The organism is Streptomyces sp. NBC_00637, assembly GCF_045161545.1.
Taxonomy (GTDB): Bacteria; Actinomycetota; Actinomycetes; order Streptomycetales; family Streptomycetaceae; genus Streptomyces.
In genome coordinates this window covers 1681904-1704575 of record NZ_CP109046.1, presented here as the reverse complement: position 1 = coordinate 1704575, position 22672 = coordinate 1681904, and the positions used below count along the sequence as shown (strand labels likewise).

Below are 22672 nucleotides of genomic sequence, written 5' to 3'. Positions count from 1 at the left end.
GTCGCCGGGGTGCGTTCGGCCCATCGTCCGTCGCGCAGACCCCTGTTGCGGACCGCCGGACGATCCTGTCAGCAGGTTAGGTGAGCATAACCTCAGCCGCGGTGAGGGGGTACGGGCTTCGCTCGGGGGTCTATCAAGTTAGGCAATGCTTACCTTACTATTCGACCGGTCGCGGCTCCGCTGAGTCGTTCCACACCGCACCGGGAGGCACGGGCAGCTGTGTCGGGCAACAGGCGTTCTTCTGCACAGGCGACGGCGACGGACTACTGGCGGGGGCGGTTCGCCGAACCGGCCCCGCAACCCGCGCTGCCACTGGACTTTCCGCACCCGTCCCGCCAGGAGGGGACGGCGCCACGCGCCCTGCGCACGGCCGCACCGGCGGCGATGGCGCCGGAGACGGCCCGACTCGCGGCATTCGTGGCCCTGTTGCACCGCTACGGCGGCGCGGCGGCGACCGGGACGGCGGTGGCGCACGAAGGGCTGCCGCTGCGCGTGGCGGTGGACGGCGACACCCCGTTCGCCGAACTGTGCGCACGGGTCGCTGCCGCGCACGAGGAGGCCGCGGCCCACCGGCTGCCGACCGCCGAGCTGCTGGATCTCCTCGCCCCCGAACCCTTCCGCGGCGGCGGGCTGTTGTGCGCCACGGGCTTCGGCGGCGCGCCCTGGGACGAGGGCGGCCCGCTGGACCTCGCCCTGACCGTGACCGACGCGCGGGTGTCGGCGGAATACCGGACCGACCTCTTCGCACCCGCCACCGTCGACCGGATCCTCGGCCACTACCGCACGCTCCTCGCCGACGCCGTCGCCCGTCCGGCCACCCCGGTCGCCGACCTGGAACTCCTCGACGGGGCGGAACGGCACCGGATCCTGCGCGACTGGAACGACACCGCGCACGACGTGCCCGCGCTCACCTGGCCGCGGATGTTCGCCGACCAGGTCGCCGCCCGCCCGCACGAGGTGGCCCTCGTCCACGAGGACGTCCGCCTCACCTACGCCGAACTCGACGCCCGCGCCGCCCGGTTGGCGCACGCCCTGGTGGCCCGGGGCGCCGGCCCGGAGACCGTGGTCGCCCTCGCCGTGCCCCGCTCGGCCGACATGATCGTCGCGGAGGTCGCCGTCCTGAAGGCGGGCGCGGCCTATCTGCCCGTCGACACCGACTACCCGGCCGACCGCATCGCCTACATGCTCGCCGACGCCCGGCCGGTCTGCCTCGTCACCACCGCCGAGATGCTGCCCGACCTCCCGCCCGACATCGAGCCCTTGGTCCTCGACGCCCCGGACACCCTCGCCGAACTGGCCGCCCACCCCACGCAGGGCCCGTCGGCCGCCGACGGGCTGACGGCAGCGCACGCCGCCTACGTGATCTACACCTCGGGTTCCACCGGCCGTCCCAAGGGCACCGTGCTCTCCCACGCGGGCGTGGCCAAGCTGGTCGCCACCCAGCGGGAGCGCTTCGGGATCGGCCCGCACAGCCGGGTCCTCCAGTTCGCCTCGCCCGGCTTCGACGTGGCGTTCTGGGACCTGTGCCTCGGACTGCTGTCCGGCGGCCGGCTGGTCGTCGTGCCCGCCGACCGCCGGGTGCCCGGCGCGCCGCTCGCCGACTACGCGAACGAGCACGGCGTCACCTTCATGATCCTGCCGCCCGCCCTGCTCGCGGCGATGCCCGACGACGTGCGACTCCCGCCGCGGGCCACCCTGCTGGCCGGCACGGAGCGGGTCTCGCCCGAACTGGTCGGCCGCTACGCGCGCGGCCGGATGATGTTCAACGCCTACGGCCCGACCGAGGCCACCACCAACTCCACGCTGGGCCTGTGCGATCCGGACACCCCGCCCGGCACCATCGTGCCGATCGGCGTGCCCGACCCCGGCACCCGCGCCTACGTCCTCGACGACCGGCTGGGGCCGGTGCCCGCCGGTGTCACGGGAGAGCTCTACCTCGCCGGGGCCGGACTGGCCCGCGGCTATCTGGGCCGCCCCGCGCTGACCGCCGAACGCTTCGTCGCCGCCCCCGACGAACTCGCCGCCGCACCCGGCGACCGGCTCTACCGCACCGGCGACCTGGTGCGCTGGAAGGCCGACGGACGACTGGAGTTCCACGGCCGCGTCGACAGCCAGGTCAAGATCCGCGGCTTCCGCGTCGAGCCCGGCGAGATCGAGTCCGTCCTGCGCTCCCACCCGGCCGTCGACCAGGCGGCGGTCGTCGTCCGCGAGGACCGCCCCGGCGAACGGCGCCTCGCCGCCTATGTCGTGCCCTCGCTGGACGCCGGACCGCACGCGGACGCCGAGGCCGGCGTCGCCGACTGGAAGGACCTGCACGAACTGCTGTACTCCGCGGCGGGTTCGGAGGGCTTCGAGGAGAACTTCGCCGGCTGGAACAGCATGTACGACGGGCTGCCCATCCCCCTCGCCGACATGCGCGAGTGGCGGGCGGCGACCCTCGACCGGATCCGCGCCCTGCGGCCCCGGCGCGTCCTGGAGATCGGCGTCGGCTCCGGCCTGCTGCTGTCCCGGCTCGCCCCGGACTGCGAGACGTACTGGGGCACCGACCTGTCCGAGGAGGCCGTACGGGCCCTGGACGCCCAGGTGTCCGCCGTCCCCGGCCTCGCCGACCGGGTCACCCTGCTGGCCCGGCCCGCGCACGACCTCACCGGACTGCCCGAGGGCCACTTCGACACGATCGTCGTCAACTCCGTCGTCCAGTACTTCCCCGGCGGCGACTACCTCACCGGTGTGCTGCGCGCCGCCGCCACGCTGCTCGCGCCCGGCGGCGCCCTCTTCGTCGGCGACGTCCGCAACCTGCGGCTGCTGCGCACCCTGAGCGCGGCCGTCGAGAGCGGCCGGGTGCGGGACGAGGGGGAGGAGGCGGGCGACAAGGAGGCCCTGCGCGCCGCCGTCGACCGGGCGCTGGCCTGGGAGGGCGAACTCCTCGTCGATCCCGACTACTTCACCACCCTCGACGGCCTCGGCGCCGACATCCGGATCAAGCGCGGCACGCATCCCAACGAACTCACCCGCTACCGCTACGACGTGGTGCTGCGACCGCGGGCCGACCGGTTGGAGGAGGTGCCCGAGTCGCCCTGGTCCGCCCTCGGTTCGCTACCCGCCCTCGACGCCCTGCTCGCCGGGCACCCGGGCCGGCTGCGGGTCACCGGCATCCCCAACGCCCGGCTCGCCGACGACCTGGCCGCCCTCGACGCCCTGCGGGACAGCAGCAGACCGGCCGACGCCACCCACGGAGTGGACCCCGAGTCCCTGCACGAGGCCGCCGCCCGGCACGGCTACGAGGCGGCGCTCACCTGGAACGGCGACGCCGAGGACGGCAGCCTGGACGCCGTGTTCGCGCCCGCCGGCGACGACCTCGCCGTCCGGTACCGCGCCGGCGGCGGCCGCCTGCTCACCAACCGGCCGGCACCGTTCCGCAACGTCACCGCGCTGATGACGGCCCTGCGTCGGCATGCCGCCGCGTACCTGCCCGACTACATGGTCCCGGCCGCCTTCGTCCCGCTGGACCGGCTGCCGGTCACCCCCAGCGGCAAGCTCGACGCCGCCGCCCTGCCCCTGCCCGACCCGACCCGGACCGGCACCGGCCGGGCGCCCGGCACGGAACGTGAGCGGCTGCTGTGCGAGCTGTACGCACGGGCGTTGAAGGTGCCCTCGGTGGGCATCGACGACGACTTCTTCGCACTCGGCGGCGACAGCATCCTCGCCGTCCAGCTGCTGGTCCTGGCCCGCCGGGCCGGCCTGGAGCTGACCCCGCGCGACGTGTTCCGCCACCGTACGGTCGCGGAACTGGCCGGCGCTGCCCGCACCCCGGTGGCGGCCGACCCGGTGGACGACACCTCCTGGCAGCCAAGCGACGCCGAACTCGTCGCGCTCCAGGGCGAGTCCGCCGTCACCGTCGAGGAGACGCTGCCCCTCGGTCCGCTCCAGGAGGGCTTCTTCTTCCACGCCCTGATGGACGGGGCCGAACACGACACCTATGTCGTCCAGCAGGTCGTCGAGCTGTCCGGACCGGTCGACGCCGCCCCGCTGCGCCGGGCGGCGCAGCGGCTCCTCGACCGGCACGCCCCGCTGCGCGCCTGCTTCCGGCAGACGCCCGACGGCCGCCCCGTCCAGATCATCGCGTCCGGACTCGCCCTGCCCTGGCGCGAGGTCGACCTGGCCGCACAGGACGACCTCGCGGTCCGGCGCGCCCTCGCCGAGGCGGTCGCCGCCGACGAACGCGCCCACCGCTTCGACCTCGCCCGGCCGCCCCTGCTCCGCTGCGCGCTGATCCGCCTCGGCGAGGAGCACAGCCGACTGGTCCTGACGTTCCATCACATCGTGGCGGACGGCTGGTCGCTGCCGATCCTGCACCGCGAACTGCTCGCCCTGTACGGCGACGATCCGGCGCCGCTGCCCGAAGTCGCCCCGTATCGCGGCTATCTCCGCCGGATCGCCGGCGCCGACCGCGAAGCCGCCCGAGCGGCCTGGGGCGCCGCGCTCGCCGGGGTCGAGGAGCCCACCCGGCTGGTCGAGGCGCCCGCCCCCGCCGGACCGGTCGAGCCCGCGCAGATCCGCGTGGAGCTGTCCGAGCGCGTCACCGCCCGGCTCGCCGCCCGCGCCCGGGAGCGCGGCGTCACCCTCGGCACCCTCGTGCAGGGCGCGTGGGGACTGCTCCTCAGCCGCATGACGGGCCGTCAGGACGTGCTGTTCGGCACCACCGTGGCCGGACGGGACGCCGCCGTCGACGGCATCGAGTCGATGATCGGTCTGTTCATCAACACGCTGCCCACCCGGCTGCGCTGGACGCGGGACGACACCCTGGGCGCTCTCCTCGACCGGCTCCAGGAGGAGCAGAGCGCGCTGCTCGACCACCAGCACCTCGGCCTCGCGGACATCCAGCGGGCCGCCGGGCACACCGGGGGCGGCGAACTCTTCGACACACTCGTGGTGTTCGAGAACTATCCCGGCGGCGAGGGGGCCCCGGGCATCACCGATCCCACCGGCGCGATCGCCGTCACCGGGCACGCCTTCCACGACGCCGTGCACTACCCCCTGGCCCTCGTCGTCAAGCCCGGCCGCCGTCTCGACCTGCGGTTGAAGCATCACGCCGGCCGCCTGGACGCCGACGCCGCGCGGTCCCTCGCCGACCGGCTCACCCTCGTCCTGAACGCCCTGGCCGACGACCTCGCCGTCCGGGTCGCCGACCTCGGACTGCTCACCGCGCGCGAGCTGGCCGGCGCCCACCCGAGGGGGGAGTCCCGGCCGGTCCCGGACACCACACTCGCCGCCGCGTTCGCCGCGCGGGCGGCGCGCACCCCGGACGCCACCGCCGTCGTCTTCGACGGCACGGTCACCCTCAGCTATGCCGAACTGGACGCACGAGCCGAGGAGTTGGCCGGTCGGCTGCGCTCCCGGGGCGCGGGCCGCGAACGGTTCGTCGCGGTCGCGGTACCGCGCTCGGCCGAGCTGATGGTGGCGCTGCTGGCCGTCCTGAAGTCGGGCGCCGCCTATCTGCCCCTGGACCTCGACCACCCGGCCGAGCGGCTGGCGTACATGCTGGCCGACTCGGGGGCGACCATGGTCGTCACCACGGCACGGGACGCGGCGCGGCTGCCGGCGGCCGAGGGCCTCGACGTCATCGACGTCGGCGCCGTCGAGGTGAGCGCCACGACCGGCACGGACCCGGCCGCGGGCGGCGTCCGGCCGGCCGACCCCGTGGACCCGGCCCGCCCCGACGACCCCGCCTACCTCATCTACACCTCGGGCTCCACCGGCCGGCCCAAGGGCGTCGTCGTCACCCACCGCGCCATCGTCAACCGGCTGGCCTGGATGCAGGGCGCGTACGGCCTCGGCCCCGACGACCGGGTGCTCCAGAAGACGCCCGCCGGCTTCGACGTGAGCGTCTGGGAGTTCTTCTGGGCGCTGTGCGAGGGCGCCGCCGTCGTCCTCGCCGCGCCGGACGGCCACCGCGACCCCGCCTACCTGGCCCGCCTGATCCACGCCGAGGGGGTCACGACGACGCACTTCGTGCCGTCGATGCTGGCGGCGTTCCTCGCGTCCGAAGAGGTCACCGCCGACCCCGCGTGGGCGGGCAGCCTGCGCCGCGTGTTCAGCAGCGGCGAGGCGCTGTCCGGAGCGGCGGCCCGCCGCTGGCACGACCTCACCGGGGTGCCGCTGCACAACCTGTACGGCCCCACCGAGGCGGCCGTCGACGTGACGTACCACGCCTACGACGGCGCGTCCGACACCACCGTGCCCCTCGGCCGCCCCGTGTGGAACACCGGCCTGCGCGTGCTCGACGCCTGCCTGCGCCCGGTCCCCGACGGGGTGCCCGGCGAGCTGTACCTGACCGGCGTCCAGCTGGCCCGCGGCTACCACCGGCGCCCCGCGCTCACCGCCGACCGGTTCGTCGCCGACCCGTACGCAGGCGAGCCCGGCTCCCGGATGTACCGCACCGGTGACCTGGTGCGCCGCCGGCCCGACGGGATCCTCGACTACCTCGGCCGCACCGACCGGCAGGTCAAGCTGCGCGGCAACCGGATCGAACCCGGCGAGATAGAGGCGGCGCTGACCCGCCACCCGGCCGTGGCCCGGGGCGCGGTCGTCGTCCGCGACCGGCGTCTGGTCGCCTACGCGGTCCCGGTGGCCGGCGCCACCGTCGACGTCGCCGAGCTGCGCGCCGCCCTCGCGGACGCGCTGCCCGCACCCCTGGTCCCGGAGGCCTACGTCCTCCTGGCCGACCTCCCGCTCACCCCCAGCGGCAAGCTCGACCAGGCCGCGCTGCCCGCCCCCGAGGCCGGGCGTGCCGCCCGCCGGGAGCCCGCCACACCGCTGGAACGCCGACTCACCGAGATCTTCGCGGCCGTCCTCGGCATCGCCGACGCCGGCCCCGACGACGACTTCTTCCAGCTCGGCGGCGACAGCATCAGTTCCATCGGCGTCGCCGGCCGGGCCCGGGCCGCCGGTCTCGGCCTCAGCCCGCGCGACGTGTTCACCCACCGCACCCCGGCGGCCCTGGCGGCGGCCGCGGTCGCGACGGCGGCCCCCGAAGCCGGCCGGGCCCCCGCGGCCCCCTTCACCCTCACCGACGCCGAACACGCCCGCGTCCGCGCCCTGGCCGCCCCGGCGGCGGTCGCCGACGTCTGGCCGCTGGCCCCCCTCCAGGAGGGCCTGTTCTTCCACTCGGCGTACGACGAGGGCGCGCTCGACGTCTACACCGTCCACGAGACCTTCGACTTCGCCGGCCGGCTCGACACCGTACGGCTGCGCGCCGCCGTACGCACCCTCCTCGCCCGTAACCCGGGGCTGCGGGCCGGCTTCACCAGCGAGGGCCTCGACCGGCCGGTGCAGTTCATCGTCGAGGACCCGGGAATCCCGCTGGAGGAGGTCGACCTCTCCCACCTCCCCGCGGCCGAACAGGACGCGAGGCTCGCTGAGTTGACCGACGCCGAGCGCGACCGGCGGTTCGACCTCTCGGCGCCCCCGCTGTTCCGGCTGCTCCTGCTGCGCCTGGGCGCGCGGCGCGGCGACCGGCTCGTCATCGGGCGTCATCTGATCCTCTGGGACGGCTGGTCGGCCTGGCTGTTCCTCGACGAACTGTTCGCCCTCTACGCGTCGGGCGGCGACGCCGGCGCTCTGCCGGCCCCCGGCAGCTACCGCGACTACCTGAGCTGGCTGGAGCGGCAGGACGACACGGCCGCCACGGCCGCCTGGCGCACCGCCCTGGCCGGTCTCGACGAGCCCACGCTGCTGGCCCCGGCCGCGGCCGACGGCCTCGAACCGGTCATCCCCGACCAGCTCGACCTGCGCCTGCCCGCCGAGCTCGGCGACCGGCTGCGGGAGGCGGGCCGCGACCACGGGCTGACCCTGAACACGCTCCTCAACGCGGCCTGGGGGCTCACCCTCGCCTCCGCCACCGGGCGCCCCGACGTGGTGTTCGGCACCACCGTGGCCGGCCGGCCCAGCGAGGTCCCGGACGTCGGCGACATCATCGGCCTCTTCCTCAACACGGTTCCCACCCGCATCGTCCTCGACCCCGCCGAGCCGGTCCTCGCCCTGCTCCGCCGCATCCAGGGCGAACGCCTCGACCTCATGCCGTACGAGCACCTCGGGCTCGGGGTGCTCCAGGCCGAGACCGGACACCGCAAGCTCTTCGACACGCTGTTCGTGCTGCGCAACAACGACACCGAGGAACGGCTGGCGGACCTGCGCACCCGGCACGGCGCCACGGCCGTCGCCAACGTCGACGCCACCCACTATCCGGCCAACCTCGTCGTCACCCCGGGCCGCCGGATCGCCGTCACCCTCACCCACCGCCCCGACCTCGTCCCCGCCGACCGGGCGCGCTCCCTGCTCGACCGGTTCGCGCTGCTGCTCGACCGCCTGAGCGCCGACCTCACGGTCCCCGTCGGTTCCCTCGACCCGCTGCTGCCCGCCGAACGCGCGGCGCTGCGCGCCCGGTCGGCGGCGAGCCGGGTGCCCGACCCCGAGGACACCGTCGCCGACCTGCTGGCCGCGCAGGCCGCACGCACCCCGCACGAGCGAGCCCTCGTCTTCGGCGAGCGCACCCTGACGTACGCCGAACTCGACGCGGCCGTCAACCGCATGGCCGGGCTGCTCATCGACCGGGGCGCGGGCCCCGAGCGGGTGGTCGCCCTCGGTCTGCCGCGCTCGCTCGACATGGTGGTCGCGCTCTTCGCGGTGCTGCGCACCGGCGCCGCCTACCTGCCGCTGGAGCTGGACCATCCGGCCGACCGGCTGTCCCTGATGCTGGCCGACGCCCGCCCGCTGCTGCTGCTCACCACCGCGGCCGTCTCCGCCACGCTGGACGGCGACATGACCCGGGTTTTGCTCGACGACCCAGGCACCGAGCGGGAGTTGGCGCAGCGGTCGGACGCTGCCGTCCGGTTCCGCTTCAGCCTCGAACACCCGGCGTACGTCATCTACACCTCCGGCTCCACCGGCCGCCCCAAGGGCGTCGTCACCCCCTACCGGGGTCTGACGAACATGCAGCTCAACCACCAGAAGGAGATCTTCGCCCCGGCCATCGCCTCGGCCGGCGGGCGGCGGCTGCGCATCGCGCACACCGTGTCCTTCGCCTTCGACATGTCGTGGGAGGAACTGCTCTGGCTGGTCGAGGGCCACGAAGTGCACGTGTGCGACGAGGAGTTGCGCCGTGACGCCGAGGCGCTCGTCGCCTACTGCGAGCGGCACCGCGTCGACGTCGTCAACGTCACCCCCACTTACGCCCGGCTGCTGATCGAACAGGGACTGCTGACGGGCCATGTCCCGCCGCTCGTGCTGCTGGGCGGCGAGGCCGTCCCCGAGACGGTGTGGACGGCCCTGCGCGACACCGAGGGGACGTACGGCTACAACCTGTACGGGCCGACCGAGTACACCATCAACACCCTCGGCGGCGGCACCCTCGACAGCGCCACGCCCACCGTCGGCCGCCCGATCCGCGGCACCCGCGCCCACCTCCTCGACGCCTGGCTGCGCCCGGTGCCCGACGGCGTCCCCGGCGAGCTGTACATCGCCGGGATCGGCCTGGCCCGGGGCTATCTGGACCGGCCCGCGCTGACCGCCGAACGCTTCGTCGCCGACCCGTTCGGTGAGCCCGGGACGCGCATGTACCGCACCGGCGACCTGGTGCGCCGGGGCCCCGACGGCAACCTCGACTTCCTCGGCCGCACCGACGACCAGGTCAAGATCCGCGGCTACCGCATCGAACCCGGCGAGATCGAGACCGCCCTCAGCCGCCATCCGCTGGTCGCCCAGGCCGCCGTCGTGGTCCGCGACGAACGCCTCGTCGGCTATGTCGTGCCCTCCGGCGCCGACTCCGCGGAGCGCTCCGCTGCCGAGGCCGCCCAGGTCGGCGAGTGGCAGGAGATCTACTCCGACGAGTACGAGGAGATCGGGACCGCCGTCTTCACCGAGCGGTACGACGGCTGGGACAGCTCCTACGACGGCCGGCCCATCCCGTTCGAGGAGATGCACGAGTGGCGCGAGGCCACCCTCGCCCGCATCGACTCCCTGCGCCCCCGCCGGATCCTGGAGATCGGCGTCGGTTCCGGCCTGCTGCTGTCCCGGCTCGCCCCGGACGCCGAGGCCTACTGGGCCACCGACTTCGCCGCCCCCGTCATCCGCAAGATCGGTGAGGAGGTGCGGCGCGACCCCGCCCTGGCCGCCAAGGTCGAACTGCGCTGTCGGCCGGCCGAGGACCTGAGCGGCCTGCCGACCGGCTACTTCGACACGATCGTCATCAACTCCGTCGTCCAGTACTTCCCGAGCATCGACCACCTCACCGCCGTCCTGCGCGGCGCCATGGACCTGCTCGCGCCCGGCGGCGCCCTGTTCGTCGGCGACGTCCGCAACCTGCGCCTGGCCCGCACCTTCCACACGGAGATCCAGCGCGCCCGCGGCACCGCCGAGGCCGACCTGGCGGCGGCGGTGGAGCGCGGCCTGCGGCTGGAGAAGGAACTCCTCGTCGACCCCGACTTCTTCACCACCCTCGGATACGGGGTCGACCTGCGCACCAAGCGCGGCCACCACCACAACGAGCTGACCCGGCACCGCTACGACGTCGTCCTGTACGCCGGCGAGCCGGACGTGCGGCTGGACGCTGTGCCGGTCGTCGACTGGGCCACGGCCGACACCGTCGGCGAACTCGTGCGCGGGGACCGGTCCGGCCCCGAGAGCATCGGCGCCCTGCTCGACGGCAACCGGTCCGTGACCGGCGGCGCCGGCCGGCACCCGCGCGACGAACGGCCCGCGGGCCTTCGACTGACCGGCGTGCCCGACGGCCGTACCTCCGAGGCGGGCGTCGACCCCGAGCAGCTGCACCGGCTCGGCGCGGCCGCCGGTTACCGGGTCCTGACCACCTGGTCGACGCTGCCCGGCACGTTCGACGCGGTGTTCCTGGCCTCCGACGCCTCGCCCACCTCCTCGCTCGCCGCCGCCCCGCGTCTCACCGGCGGGCTGTTCCGTGCCGGCGGCGGCACCCACCCCTACGCCAACGACCCCACGGCCGCCCGTGAGGCGAGCGCCCTGGTGCGCCGCCTGCGGGAGGACCTGGGCCGCGAACTGCCCGACTACATGGTCCCGGCCGCCTTCGTCACCGTCGACGGCCTGCCGATGAACGCCAACGGCAAGCTCGATGTGCGCGCCCTGCCCGACGCCGAGCCCGCCGTCGCCCTCGGCGGCGGACGCGGCCCGCGCACCCCCCGGGAGGAGGTGCTGTGCCGGCTGTTCGCGGAGGTGCTGGGGCTGCCCGAGGTCGGCGCCGAGGACAATTTCTTCGACCTCGGCGGACACTCGCTGCTCGCCACCCGGCTGGTCAGCCGCGCCCGCACCGAACTGGGCGCCGAACTCGCCATCCGTGACCTCTTCGAGGCGCCCACCCCGGCGCTGCTCGCGGCCCGCGCGGACGGGGCGAAGCCGGCCCGTCCGGCGGTCACGCCCGTCGCCGACCGGCCCGCCCGTGTCCCGCTGTCGGCCGCCCAGCGGCGGCTCCTGCTGGTGGAACAGATCACCGGCACCGGCGTCGCCTACAACTTCCCGCTGGTCTTCCGCCTGCGCGGCGGCCTCGACACCGAGGCCCTGGCCGCCGCCCTGCGGGACGTCGCCGGGCGCCACGAGGCGCTGCGGACGGTCTTCCCGCTGCACGAGGGCGAGCCCTACCAGCGGATCGTCCCGGCCACCGAGGCGGTGCCCGCCTGCACGGTGAGCGACTGCGCCGAGGACGCGCTGCCCGCCCTGATCGAGGCCGCCCAGCGCCGTCCGTTCGACCTCACCACCGAACTCCCGCTGCGCTGCGAGGTGTTCCGGCTGGAGCCGGACGACCACGTGGTAGCCGTCGTCCTGCACCACATCACGACCGACGAGTGGTCCGACCGCCCCTTCCTCGCCGACCTCACCGCCGCCTACGCGGCCCGCCGCGAGGGGCGGCCGCCCGGGTGGGCGCCGCTGCCGGTGCAGTACGCCGACTACACCCTCTGGCAGGACGACCTGCTCGCCCGGACCGGTGAGAGCCAGCTCGCCCACTGGACGGACGCCCTGCGCGGCCTGCCCGAGGAACTCGCCCTGCCGGCCGACCGGCCGCGTCCGGCCGAGCCGTCCGGCCGCGGCGGCACGGTCCGCCTGGAGCTGCCCTCCGCCACCGGCCACGCCCTGCGCGACCTGGCGGGAGCCACCAGGACCAGCATGTTCATGCTGTTCCAGGCCGCCACCGCGGCGCTGCTGCACCGCCTCGGGGCGGGCGACGACATCCCGCTCGGCGCGCCCATCGCGGGCCGTACCGACGAGGCGCTCGGCGAGCTGGTCGGCTTCTTCGTGAACACCCTGGTCCTGCGCACCGACCTGGCGGGCGACGATGTGACGTTCCGGCAGCTGCTGGGCCGGGTCCGGGAGTCGTCCCTGAAGGCGTTCGAGTACCAGGACCTGCCCTTCGACCGGGTCGTGGAGGCCGTCAACCCGCCCCGGACGGCCGGCCGCAACCCGCTCTTCCAGGTGATGCTGGGCTACCACCACCGCCCCGACGGCGACCCGGACGTGCTCGGCCTGCGGACCGAGTGGTTCGCCATGGACACCGGCATGGCCAAGTTCGACCTCCACTTCACCTTCGTCGACGAGACCGGCCACGACCGCGTCGTCCTGCTCCTGGAGTACGCGGCCGACCTCTTCGACCACGAGACGGCCGACCGGCTCGCCGGCCGTCTGGTGCGGCTGCTGGAAGACGTCGCGGCCGCGCCGGACCGAGCCGTACGCGATCTCCCGCTCCTGGAGGAACCCGAACGCGCCCTGGTGCTGGGGGAGTGGAACGCCACCACGCACCCCGTCCCGTCCACCACCCTGCCCGCCCTCTTCGCCGCCCAGGCGGCGCGCACCCCGAACGCCACGGCCCTCGTCTTCGAGGGGCGGCGGCTGACCTACGCGGAGCTGGACGCCAGGGTGGAGCGGACCGCACGCGTGCTGGCCGGGCTGGGCGCGGGCCCCGAGCGGACCGTGGCCGTCGCCCTCCCGCGCTCGCCCGACCTGGTCGTCGCCCTGCTCGCCGTCCACCGCGCGGGCGCCGCCTACCTGCCGCTCGACCCGGACTACCCGGAGGAACGCCTCGCGCTCATGGTCGAGGACGCCCGCCCGGTGTACGTGATCCGCGACGGCCTGCCGACCGGCCCCGAGGTGGATCCGCCCGCCGCCCCCGGTCCGGCGCACCCCGCCTACGTCATCTACACCTCGGGCTCCACCGGCCGGCCCAAGGGCGTGGTCGTCCCGCACGAGGGCATCGTCAACCGGCTCCTGTGGATGCAGCACACCTACGGTCTGACGGCGGCCGACCGCGTCCTGCAGAAGACGCCGTCCAGCTTCGACGTGTCGGTGTGGGAGTTCTTCTGGCCTCTGATCACCGGCGCCGCCCTGGTGCTCGCCCGGCCCGAGGGCCACCGCGACCCGGCCTACCTGGCCCGGCTGATCCGTGAACAGGACGTCACCACCGTCCACTTCGTGCCGTCCATGCTCCAGCTGTTCCTGGAGGAACCCGCCGCCGCGCGGTGCACCGGCCTGCGCCGGGTGATGTGCAGCGGCGAGGCCCTGCCCGTCGGCCTCGCCCACCGCTTCCACGACGTCCTGACGGCGGAGCTGCACAACCTCTACGGGCCGACCGAGGCGTCCGTCGACGTGACGGCCGTCGAGATCGGACCCGACGCGCCGCGCGTGCCGATCGGCCGCCCGGTGTGGAACACCCGGGTGTACGTGCTCGACGCCGGACTGCGCCCGGTGCCGCCCGGCGTCCCCGGCGAGCTGTACCTCGCGGGCGTCCAGCTCGCCCGCGGCTACCTCGACCGGGCCGCGCTCACGGCGGAGCGGTTCGTCGCCGACCCGTACGGGGCGCCCGGCACCCGCATGTACCGTACGGGCGACCTGGCCCGGTGGGCGGCCGACGGGACGGTCGAGTACCTGGGCCGCACCGACGACCAGGTGAAGGTGCGCGGCTTCCGCGTCGAACCCGGCGAGATCGAGGGCGTCCTGACCCGGCACCCGGCCCTCGCGCACGCCGTCGTCGTGGTCCGTGACCAGCGGCTCGTGGCCTATGTGATCCCGGACCGGGACGCCGGACCGGTGGACGCGACGGCGCTGCGCGCCCACACCGCCGCCGGACTCCCCGCGCACATGGTGCCCGCGGCCTTCGTCCCGCTCGACACGCTGCCCCTCAGCCCCAACGGCAAGCTCGACCGGCGGGCCCTGCTCGCACCCGACTTCACCTCCGCGGGAGCGGCGGGCGCTCCGCCGCGCGGCCCGCGCGAGGAGATCCTCGGCGCACTCTTCGCCGACGTCCTCGGCGTCGACCGGGTCGGCGGCGACGACGACTTCTTCGCCCTCGGCGGACACTCCCTGCTCGCCATGCGCCTGGTCAGCCGGGTCCGCACGGTCCTCGGCGCCGACATCACCGTCCGCAGCGTCTTCGAGGCGCCCACCCCCGCGCTGCTCGCCGCACGGCTCGACGACCGGGCCGGCGGACTGCCCGCCCTCGTCCCAGCCGCCCGGCCCGAACGGCTCCCGCTGTCCTTCGCCCAGCAACGGCTCTGGCTGCTGCACCGCATCGACGGGCCGGGAGCCACGTACACCATCCCGGCGGCCTGGCGGCTGACCGGCACGCTCGACCCGCAGGCGCTGGCCGCCGCGCTGAACGACGTCGCGGTGCGCCACGAGAGCCTGCGCACGGTCTTTCCCGAGCACGACGGCAGGGCCCACCAGGTCGTGCTCGACCCGTCCCGCGTCACGGTCCCCGTCCACCACAGCCGGGTCACCGAGAGCGAACTGCCCGGCCGGCTCGCCGCGGCCACGGCGCAGGGCTTCGCACTCGACCGCGAACTCCCGCTGCGCGCCCATGTGTTCGCTCTGGGCCCGGAGGAACACGTCCTGCTGCTGGTGCTGCACCACATCGCCGGCGACCAGTGGTCCGACGGCCCCCTGTGGCGTGACCTGGCCACCGCCTACGAGGCCCGCCGCGCAGGACACCGGCCCGGCTGGGCGCCGCTGCCGGTGCAGTACGCCGACTACGCCCTCTGGCACCGCGAGGCGCTCGGCGACGCCGACGCGCCGGACAGCCGCCTCTCCCGCCAGCTCACCTACTGGCGCGGCACGCTCGCCGGCCTGCCGGACGAACTCGCGCTGCCCGCCGACCGGCCGCGGCCGCGGGAGGGCAGTCACCGCGGCGGCGCCGTCGGGCTGACGGTCGACGCCGCGCGCACCCGGGCGCTGCGGGCGCTGGCCCGCCGCCACGGGGTCAGCATGTTCATGGTCGTCCAGGCCGCCGTCGCCGCGCTCCTGCACCGGCTCGGCGCCGGGGACGACATCCCGCTGGGCGCGCCGATCTCGGGGCGCTCCGACGAACACCTCGAAGGCCTGGTCGGCTTCTTCGTGAACACCCTCGTGCTGCGCACCGACCTGTCCGGCGACCCCACCTTCACCGACCTGCTCGCCCGCGTCCGGGAGACCGACCTCGCCGCCTACGAACACCAGGACCTGCCCTTCGAACGCCTGGTGGAGGCCCTCAACCCGACCCGCTCCCTGGCCCGGCACCCGCTGTTCCAGGTGATGGTCGTACACCTCGAGAACGCCGGCGCGACTCCCGCGCTGCCGGGCCTGACCGCCCGCCGCGAACCGCTCGGCCGGCAGGGCGCCAAGTTCGACCTCGGCTTCGACTTCGTCGAACAGGGCGACGACGCCGGCATCCGGGGCTGGATCGAGTACAGCGCCGACCTCTTCGACGAGTCCACCGCCGAACTCCTCGCCCGGCGGCTCGCCTCGCTGCTGGAACAGATCGCCGCCGACCCCGGCCGCCGCGTGGGCACCCTCGACGTGCTGGGCGACGACGAACGCGCCCTCGTCCTCACCGGATGGAACGACACCGCGCGGCCCGTCCCCGGCCTCACCCTGCCGGAGCTGTTCCGCGCCCAGGCCGCCCGCACCCCGGAGGCGACCGCCGTCGTCTTCGAGGACACCGCCCTCACCTACGCCGAACTCGACCTGCGGGTCGAGCGTCTCGCCCACACCCTCGTCGCGCACGGGGCACGGGCCGAGGCCACCGTGGCCGTCGCCCTGCCGCGCTCCCTCGCCCTCGTGACCGCCCTGCTCGCGGTCCACCGCGCGGGCGCCGCCTACCTGCCCCTCGACACCGGCCACCCGGCCGAACGGCTCGCGTACACGCTCACCGACGCCCGCCCGGTCTGCCTGGTCACCGCCGACGGGGTCACCCTCCCCGACAGCGGTGTGCCCGCCCTCACGGTGGACGCCGACGGCGCTCCCGACCGCCCGGCACACGCCCCCCTGCCCACCGGGTACGACCCCCGTCACCCCGCCTACGTCATCTACACCTCCGGCTCCACCGGCCGCCCCAAGGGTGTGACGGTGCCCCACGAGGGCATCGCCAACCGGCTCCTGTGGATGCAGGACACCTACCGCCTCGACGGCGGCGACCGGGTCCTGCAGAAGACCCCGGCCGGGTTCGACGTCTCGGTGTGGGAGTTCTTCTGGCCGCTCGTCGCCGGCGCCACCCTGGTGCTCGCCCGCCCCGAGGGCCACCAGGACCCGGCCTACCTCGCCGACCTGATACAGCGCCGGCACATCACCACGGCCCACTTCGTGCCGTCGATGCTGCGTGCCTTCCTCGACGAGCCGACCGCCGCCGGGTGCACCGGACTGCGCCAGGTGATGTGCAGCGGTGAGGCGCTGCCCGTCGCCCTGGCCGCCCGCTTCCACCGGCTGCTGCCGGGCAGCCGGCTGCACAACCTGTACGGCCCGACGGAGGCGTCCGTCGACGTCACCGCCCACGAGGTGTCCGCCGACCCGGCCACCGTGCCGATCGGCCGCCCGGTGTGGAACACCCGTGCCTACGTCCTGGACGCCGCGCTGCGCCCGGTCCCGCCCGGCGTGGCCGGCGAACTGTACCTGGCGGGCGTCCAGTTGGCCCGCGGCTACCTCGGCCGACCCGGCCTGACCGCCGAGCGGTTCGTCGCCGACCCGTACGCCGACCGGCCCGGCACCCGGATGTACCGCACCGGGGACCTGGCCCGCTGGACCCGCGACGGCGCCCTGGAGTACCTCGGGCGCACCGACGACCAGATCAAGCTGCGCGGCTTCCGGATCGAGCTCGGCGAGATCGAGACCGTCCTCGCGGAGCACCCGGCCGTCGACCACGCCACCGTCGTCCGGCGCGACGCGCACCTGGTCGCGTACGTCATCCCGGCCGGGGACGGCTCCCCGGTGAACGCGACGGCACTGCGCGCCCACGCCGCCGCCGTGCTGCCCGACCACATGGTCCCGGCCGCCGTCGTCACCCTCGATGCCCTTCCGCTCACCCCCAACGGCAAACTGGACCGCCGCGCGCTGCCCGCCCCCGACTTCGCCGCCGAGGTGACCGGCACCCGGCCGCGCACGCCGCTGGAGGAGACCCTCGGCGCGCTCGTCGCGGACGTCCTCGGCCTCGAACGGGTGGGCGTCGAGGACGACTTCTTCTCCCTCGGCGGCGACAGCATCGTCGCCATGCAGCTGGTCGCCCGCGCCCGCGCCGCCGGGCTCGCCCTCAGCCCGCGTGACGTGTTCCGGCACAAGTCCGTCGCGGGACTGGCCGCCGTGGCCGCCACCGCCGACCCCGCCACCGCCGGCGGGGGCCACGACGACGCCCCCCTGCTCGACCTCACCGACGAGGAGCGCGCCGAACTCGCCGTCCTGCCCGCCGGGACGGAGGTCCTGCCCGTCTCCCCGCTCCAGGCCGGCCTGCTCTTCCACGCCGCCCTCGACTCCGGCGAGGAGGGGCCCGACGTGTACACCGTCCAGGTCTCCTACGAGCTGGAAGGACCGCTGGACGCCGACCGGCTGCGCGCCGCCGGACAGGCGGTGCTCGACGCGCACGAGAACCTGCGCAGCGGTTTCCGGCACCTGTCCTCCGGGCGGCCCGTCGCCGTCGTGCCGCGCACCGCCGTACTGCCCTGGCGGCAGCTCGACGTGAGCGACGATCCACCGCGGTGGACCCGGCTGCTCGGTCAGGAGCGCCGCCGCTTCGACCCCGAACGCCCGCCGCTGCTAAGGCTGTTGCTGGCCCGGCTCGGACCGGACCGGCACCGGCTCGTGCTCTCGCACCAGCACCTCCTGCTGGACGGCTGGTCGCTGCCGCTGCTCACCGCCGAGCTGTGGGCGCGCTACGAGGGCCGCCCGCCGGCCGAGCCCGCCCCGTACCGCGAGCATCTGCGGCTGCTGGCCGCCCAGGACCCGGCCGCCTCGGCCGCGGCGTGGGCCGAGGCCCTCGGGGGCCTGGCCGAACCCACCCGGCTCGCGCCCGCCGACGCCGACCGGACCGCCGCCGTGCCGCGCACCCACACCGTCCACCTGGACGCCGCCCGCACGGCGGAGCTGGAGGCGTTCGCCCGGAGCCGGGGCGTCACCCTCAACACCCTCGTCCAGGCCGCCTGGGGTGTCCTGCTCGGCCGGCTCACCGGACGCGAGGACGTGGTGTTCGGCGCGACCGTCGCCGGCCGCTCGCCCGAGCTGCCCGGGGCCGAGTCGATGATCGGCCTGTTCATCAACACCGTGCCGGTCCGGGTACGGGTCCGTCCGAGGGAGAGTACGGGCGAGCTGCTCGCCCGGCTCCAGGACGAGCAGTCCCGGCTCATCGCCCATCAGCACCTCGGTCTCGCCGACATCCAGCGGGCCGCCGGACTCGGCGAACTCTTCGACACCCTGGTGGTGTTCGAGTCGTACCCGGTGACCGAGACGGACGAGGAAGGCACCGGACCGCGCGTCACGGTCCGCGATCACGAGGATTCCACCCACTATCCGTTCGCGTGGGCCGTCGAGCCCGCCGAACGGCTGCGGCTGACCGCCGAGTTCCGCCCCGAGCTGTTCACCCCGGCCACCGTACGGCGGATCACGGACGCCCTGACCACCCTGCTCACCGGCATGGCGGCCGACCCCGACCGCCCGGTCGGGCGGCTCGACCTGCTCGGCCCCGCCGACCGGCACACCGTCCTGCGGACCTGGAACGACACCGCGCTGCCCGCGCCGGCGGACGAGCGGCCGGGCACCGTGCCCGAGCTGTTCGCCGCCCAGGTCGCCGCCTCCCCGGACGAGGTCGCCGTCGCCGACGGCTCGGTGACCTGGACATTCGCCGAACTCGACGCCCGCACCGACCGGTTGGCCCGGATCCTCGCCGGTCACGGCGTCGGCCCCGAGCGGATCGTGGCGCTCGCCCTGCCCCGCACCGCCGAGCACATCGCCGCGATCCTCGCCGTGATGAAGGCGGGCGCCGCCTATCTGCCCCTCGACCCCGGCCTGCCCGGGTCCCGGCTCACCGGCATGCTCGACGACGCCCGCCCGGTCCTGGTCCTGGCCGCCGAGGAGACCGCCCGCACGCTGCCCGCCACCGACGTCCCGCTGCTGCTCCTCGACCCCGCGACCGACTCCTCGGGCGACGCCCCGTCCGATCCCGCGACCGACTCCTCGGCCGACGCCCCGTCCGATCCCGCAGCCGACGCCGCGTCCGGCTCCTCGGCCGCCGTACCGGCCGACGCCCTGCCGGAGGCGGACCCGGCCGCCCCCGCCCCCGACCACCCGGCCTACGTCATCTACACCTCCGGTTCGACGGGCCGTCCCAAGGGGGTCGTCGTCACCCAGCGCGGGATCGCCCACCTCTTCCACAGCCACCGTCACGACCTGCACGAAGTGGCCCGGCGCCGCACCGGACGCCGGCACCTGCGCGTGGGGCACGCCTGGTCCTTCGCCTTCGACGCCTCCTGGCAGCCGCAGCTGTGGCTGCTGGACGGGCACGCCCTGCACATCGCGGACGACGACACCCGCCGCGACCCCGAACTCCTCACCGCCTTCGTCCGCGACCACGGCATCGACTTCATCGAGGTCACCCCGTCACTGCTCGCCCAGATGGCGGACAGCGGGCTGATCACCCCCGAGGGCGACTGCCCGCTCTCCGTGGTCGGCTTCGGCGGCGAGGCCGTACCCCCGGCGCTGTGGGCACGGCTGGCCGCGCTGCCGGACACCGAGGCGTTCAACCTGTACGGCCCCACCGAGGCCACCGTCGACGCCCTCGTCGGCCGGGTCCGCGACAGCGCGAGCCCGGTCGTCGGACGCCCCGTCCACCACTCCCGCGCCTATGTGCTGGACACCGCGCTGCGCCCGGTGCCGCCCGGCGTCACCGGCGAGCTGTACCTGTCGGGACCGGGCCTGGCCCGCGGCTACCTCGGCCGACCGGACCTGACCGCCGAACGCTTCGTGGCCGACCCCTTCGGGGCGCCCGGCGCGCGCATGTACCGCACCGGCGACCTGGCCCGCTGGACCGAGGACGGTTTGCTGGAGTTCGCCGGCCGCACCGACGACCAGGTCAAGATCCGCGGCTACCGGGTCGAACTCGCCGAGATCGAGGCCGCGCTGGACACCCACCCGGGCGTCGCGCAGTCCGTCGTCGTGGCCCGCGAACACCGGCCCGGCGTACGGCAGCTCATCGCGTACGCCGTCGTCCCGGACGGTACACGGGACCCGGCCGGCCTGCGCGCCCACGCCGCCGCCGCGCTGCCCGACTACATGGTTCCGGCCGCCGTGGTGGTCCTGGACCGGCTGCCGCTGCTGTCCAACGGCAAGCTCGACCGGGCCGCCCTGCCCGCCCCGGACTTCACCGCCGCGGGCGGCGGCCGGGCCCCGGGGACCGACGCCGAGCGCACCCTGCGCGACCTGTTCGCGGACGCCCTCGGGCTGCCCGCCGAGGCGGTCGGCACGGACGACGACTTCTTCTCCTTCGGCGGCGACAGCATCATCGCCATGCAACTCGTCGCGCGGGCCAGGGCCCGTGGCCTGCGGGTCACCCCCCGCCAGGTCTTCCGGCACCGCACCGTCGCCGCGCTGGCCGCCGTCGCGGTCCCGCTCGGCGCCGGCGAACGGCTCGCCGCCCACGACGACGGCACGGGCACCGTCCCCCTCACCCCGATCATGCGCGCCCTGCTCGAACGCGGCGGTCCGCTCGCCGCCTACCACCAGGCGGCCCTGCTCCGCACCCCCGCCGACCTGACCGGACCCGGACTGCTGGCCGTGCTCGGGGCGCTCGCCGCCCGGCACGACATGCTCCGCGCCCGGCTCGTGCGCGACCCGGAGTGGGCCCTGTGGGTTCCGCCGGCCGAGGACACCGACGTCGCCACCTGGCTCACCCGGGCCGACGTGCGCGGCGCGGACGAGGCCGGACTGCGCGCCGCCGTCTCCGCCCACGCCGGGACGGCACGGGCCGGCCTCGACCCGGACGGCGGGGCGATGGTGCGCGCGGTCTGGTTCGACGCGGGACCCGGGCAGCCCGGCCGGCTGCTGATCCTCGTCCACCACCTGGTGGTCGACGGCGTCTCCTGGCGTGTCCTGCTGCCCGACCTCGCCACCGCCTGGGCCGCCGTCAGCACCGGACGAACCCCTGAACTGCCGCCCGTGGAGCTGTCGTTCGCCCGCTGGTCACGGCTGCTCGGGACCCGGGCGGGCGATCCGGCGGCCGAGGACGAGCTGCCCTGGTGGACGGCCGCACTCGCCGAGGGCGCCGGCCTCCCCCTGACGCGGCCCCTGGACCCCGACCGGGACACGGTCGCCACCACCGGCCACCTCTCCCTGACGCTGCCCGCCGACCTGACCGGCCCCCTGCTGAGCCGGGTCCCGGCCGTCTTCGGCGCCACCGTCAACGACGTCCTGCTCACCGCGTTCGCCCTCGCCGTGGGCGACTGGCGGGCCCGGACCCCGGGCGCGAGCGGTCCGGGCGGTCCCGTCCTCGTCGACCTGGAGGGCCACGGCCGCGAGGAGGAACTCGCGGGCGACGCCGACCTGTCCCGTACGGTCGGCTGGTTCACCAGCGTCGTCCCGGTACGGCTCGACCCGGGCGACGCCGACCCGGCGGACGCCTTCGCGGGCGGCCCCGCGCTGGACGAGGCCCTGGCCCGGATCCGCGCCCACCTCGCTGCCCTGCCCGCGTCCGGCATCGGCCACGGCCTGCTGCGCCACCTCAACCCCCGGACCGGCCCCGGACTGGCCCGGCTCGGCGAGCCGCAGATCGAGTTCAACTACATGGGCCGCTTCGAGCGCCCGGAGGCCGCCGACTGGTCCTACGCCCCCGAGGAGGACGCCGCCGACCTCGACGCCGACCCGGGTATGCCGATGTCCCACGCCCTCACCCTCAACGCCCTCACCGAGGACCGCCCCGGGGGGCCGGAACTGAGCGCCCACTGGGCGTACGCGGCCGGACTCCTCACCGAGGACGCCGTACGGGACCTGGCACGGACCTGGTTCCGGGCACTGGAGGCACTGGTACGGCGGGCGACCGCGACCCGCCCCTGGCCACGACCGCACCGCCATGGCGGCACAGCCACAGCCACAGCCGCGGCGACGGCGACGACGATCACGACCACGGATCAGACCAGAGAGACAGGGACCCCGACATGAGCAACCCGTTCGAGAACCCCGACGGCGTCTACTCCGTCCTCGTCAACGACGAGGGCCAGTACAGCCTGTGGCCCGACTTCGTGGACGTCCCGGCCGGCTGGACCGTCGCGCACGGCCCGGCCGCCCGCCAGGAGTGCCTGGACCACATCGAGGCCAACTGGACCGACCTGCGGCCCAGGAGCCTCGTCGACGGGTCCTGAACCCGGGACGGCATGAC

2 protein-coding genes are annotated in these 22672 nt (G+C 75.2%); both read left to right on the top strand.

Annotation, left to right across the window (positions count from 1 at the left end; genetic code table 11):
• Window positions 1-219: 219 nt before the first annotated feature.
• A complete protein-coding gene (locus OG440_RS07270) occupies window positions 220-22455 on the top strand; it encodes a non-ribosomal peptide synthase/polyketide synthase (protein WP_406006001.1) in 22236 nt (7411 codons plus the stop codon).
• Window positions 22452-22655 (top strand): MbtH family protein, encoded by a 204-nt coding sequence (locus tag OG440_RS07265; protein WP_406006000.1) that lies wholly within the window; start codon window positions 22452-22454, stop codon window positions 22653-22655. The genes OG440_RS07270 and OG440_RS07265 overlap by 4 nt, the downstream gene beginning before the upstream one ends.
• The last annotated feature ends 17 nt before the right edge of the window (window positions 22656-22672 follow it).

What these genes read in the sequence shown, in the direction of transcription:
- OG440_RS07265 (WP_406006000.1), top strand. Translation starts at nt 22,452, where the DNA reads ATGAGCAACCCGTTCGAGAACCCCGACGGCGTCTACTCCGTCCTCGTC.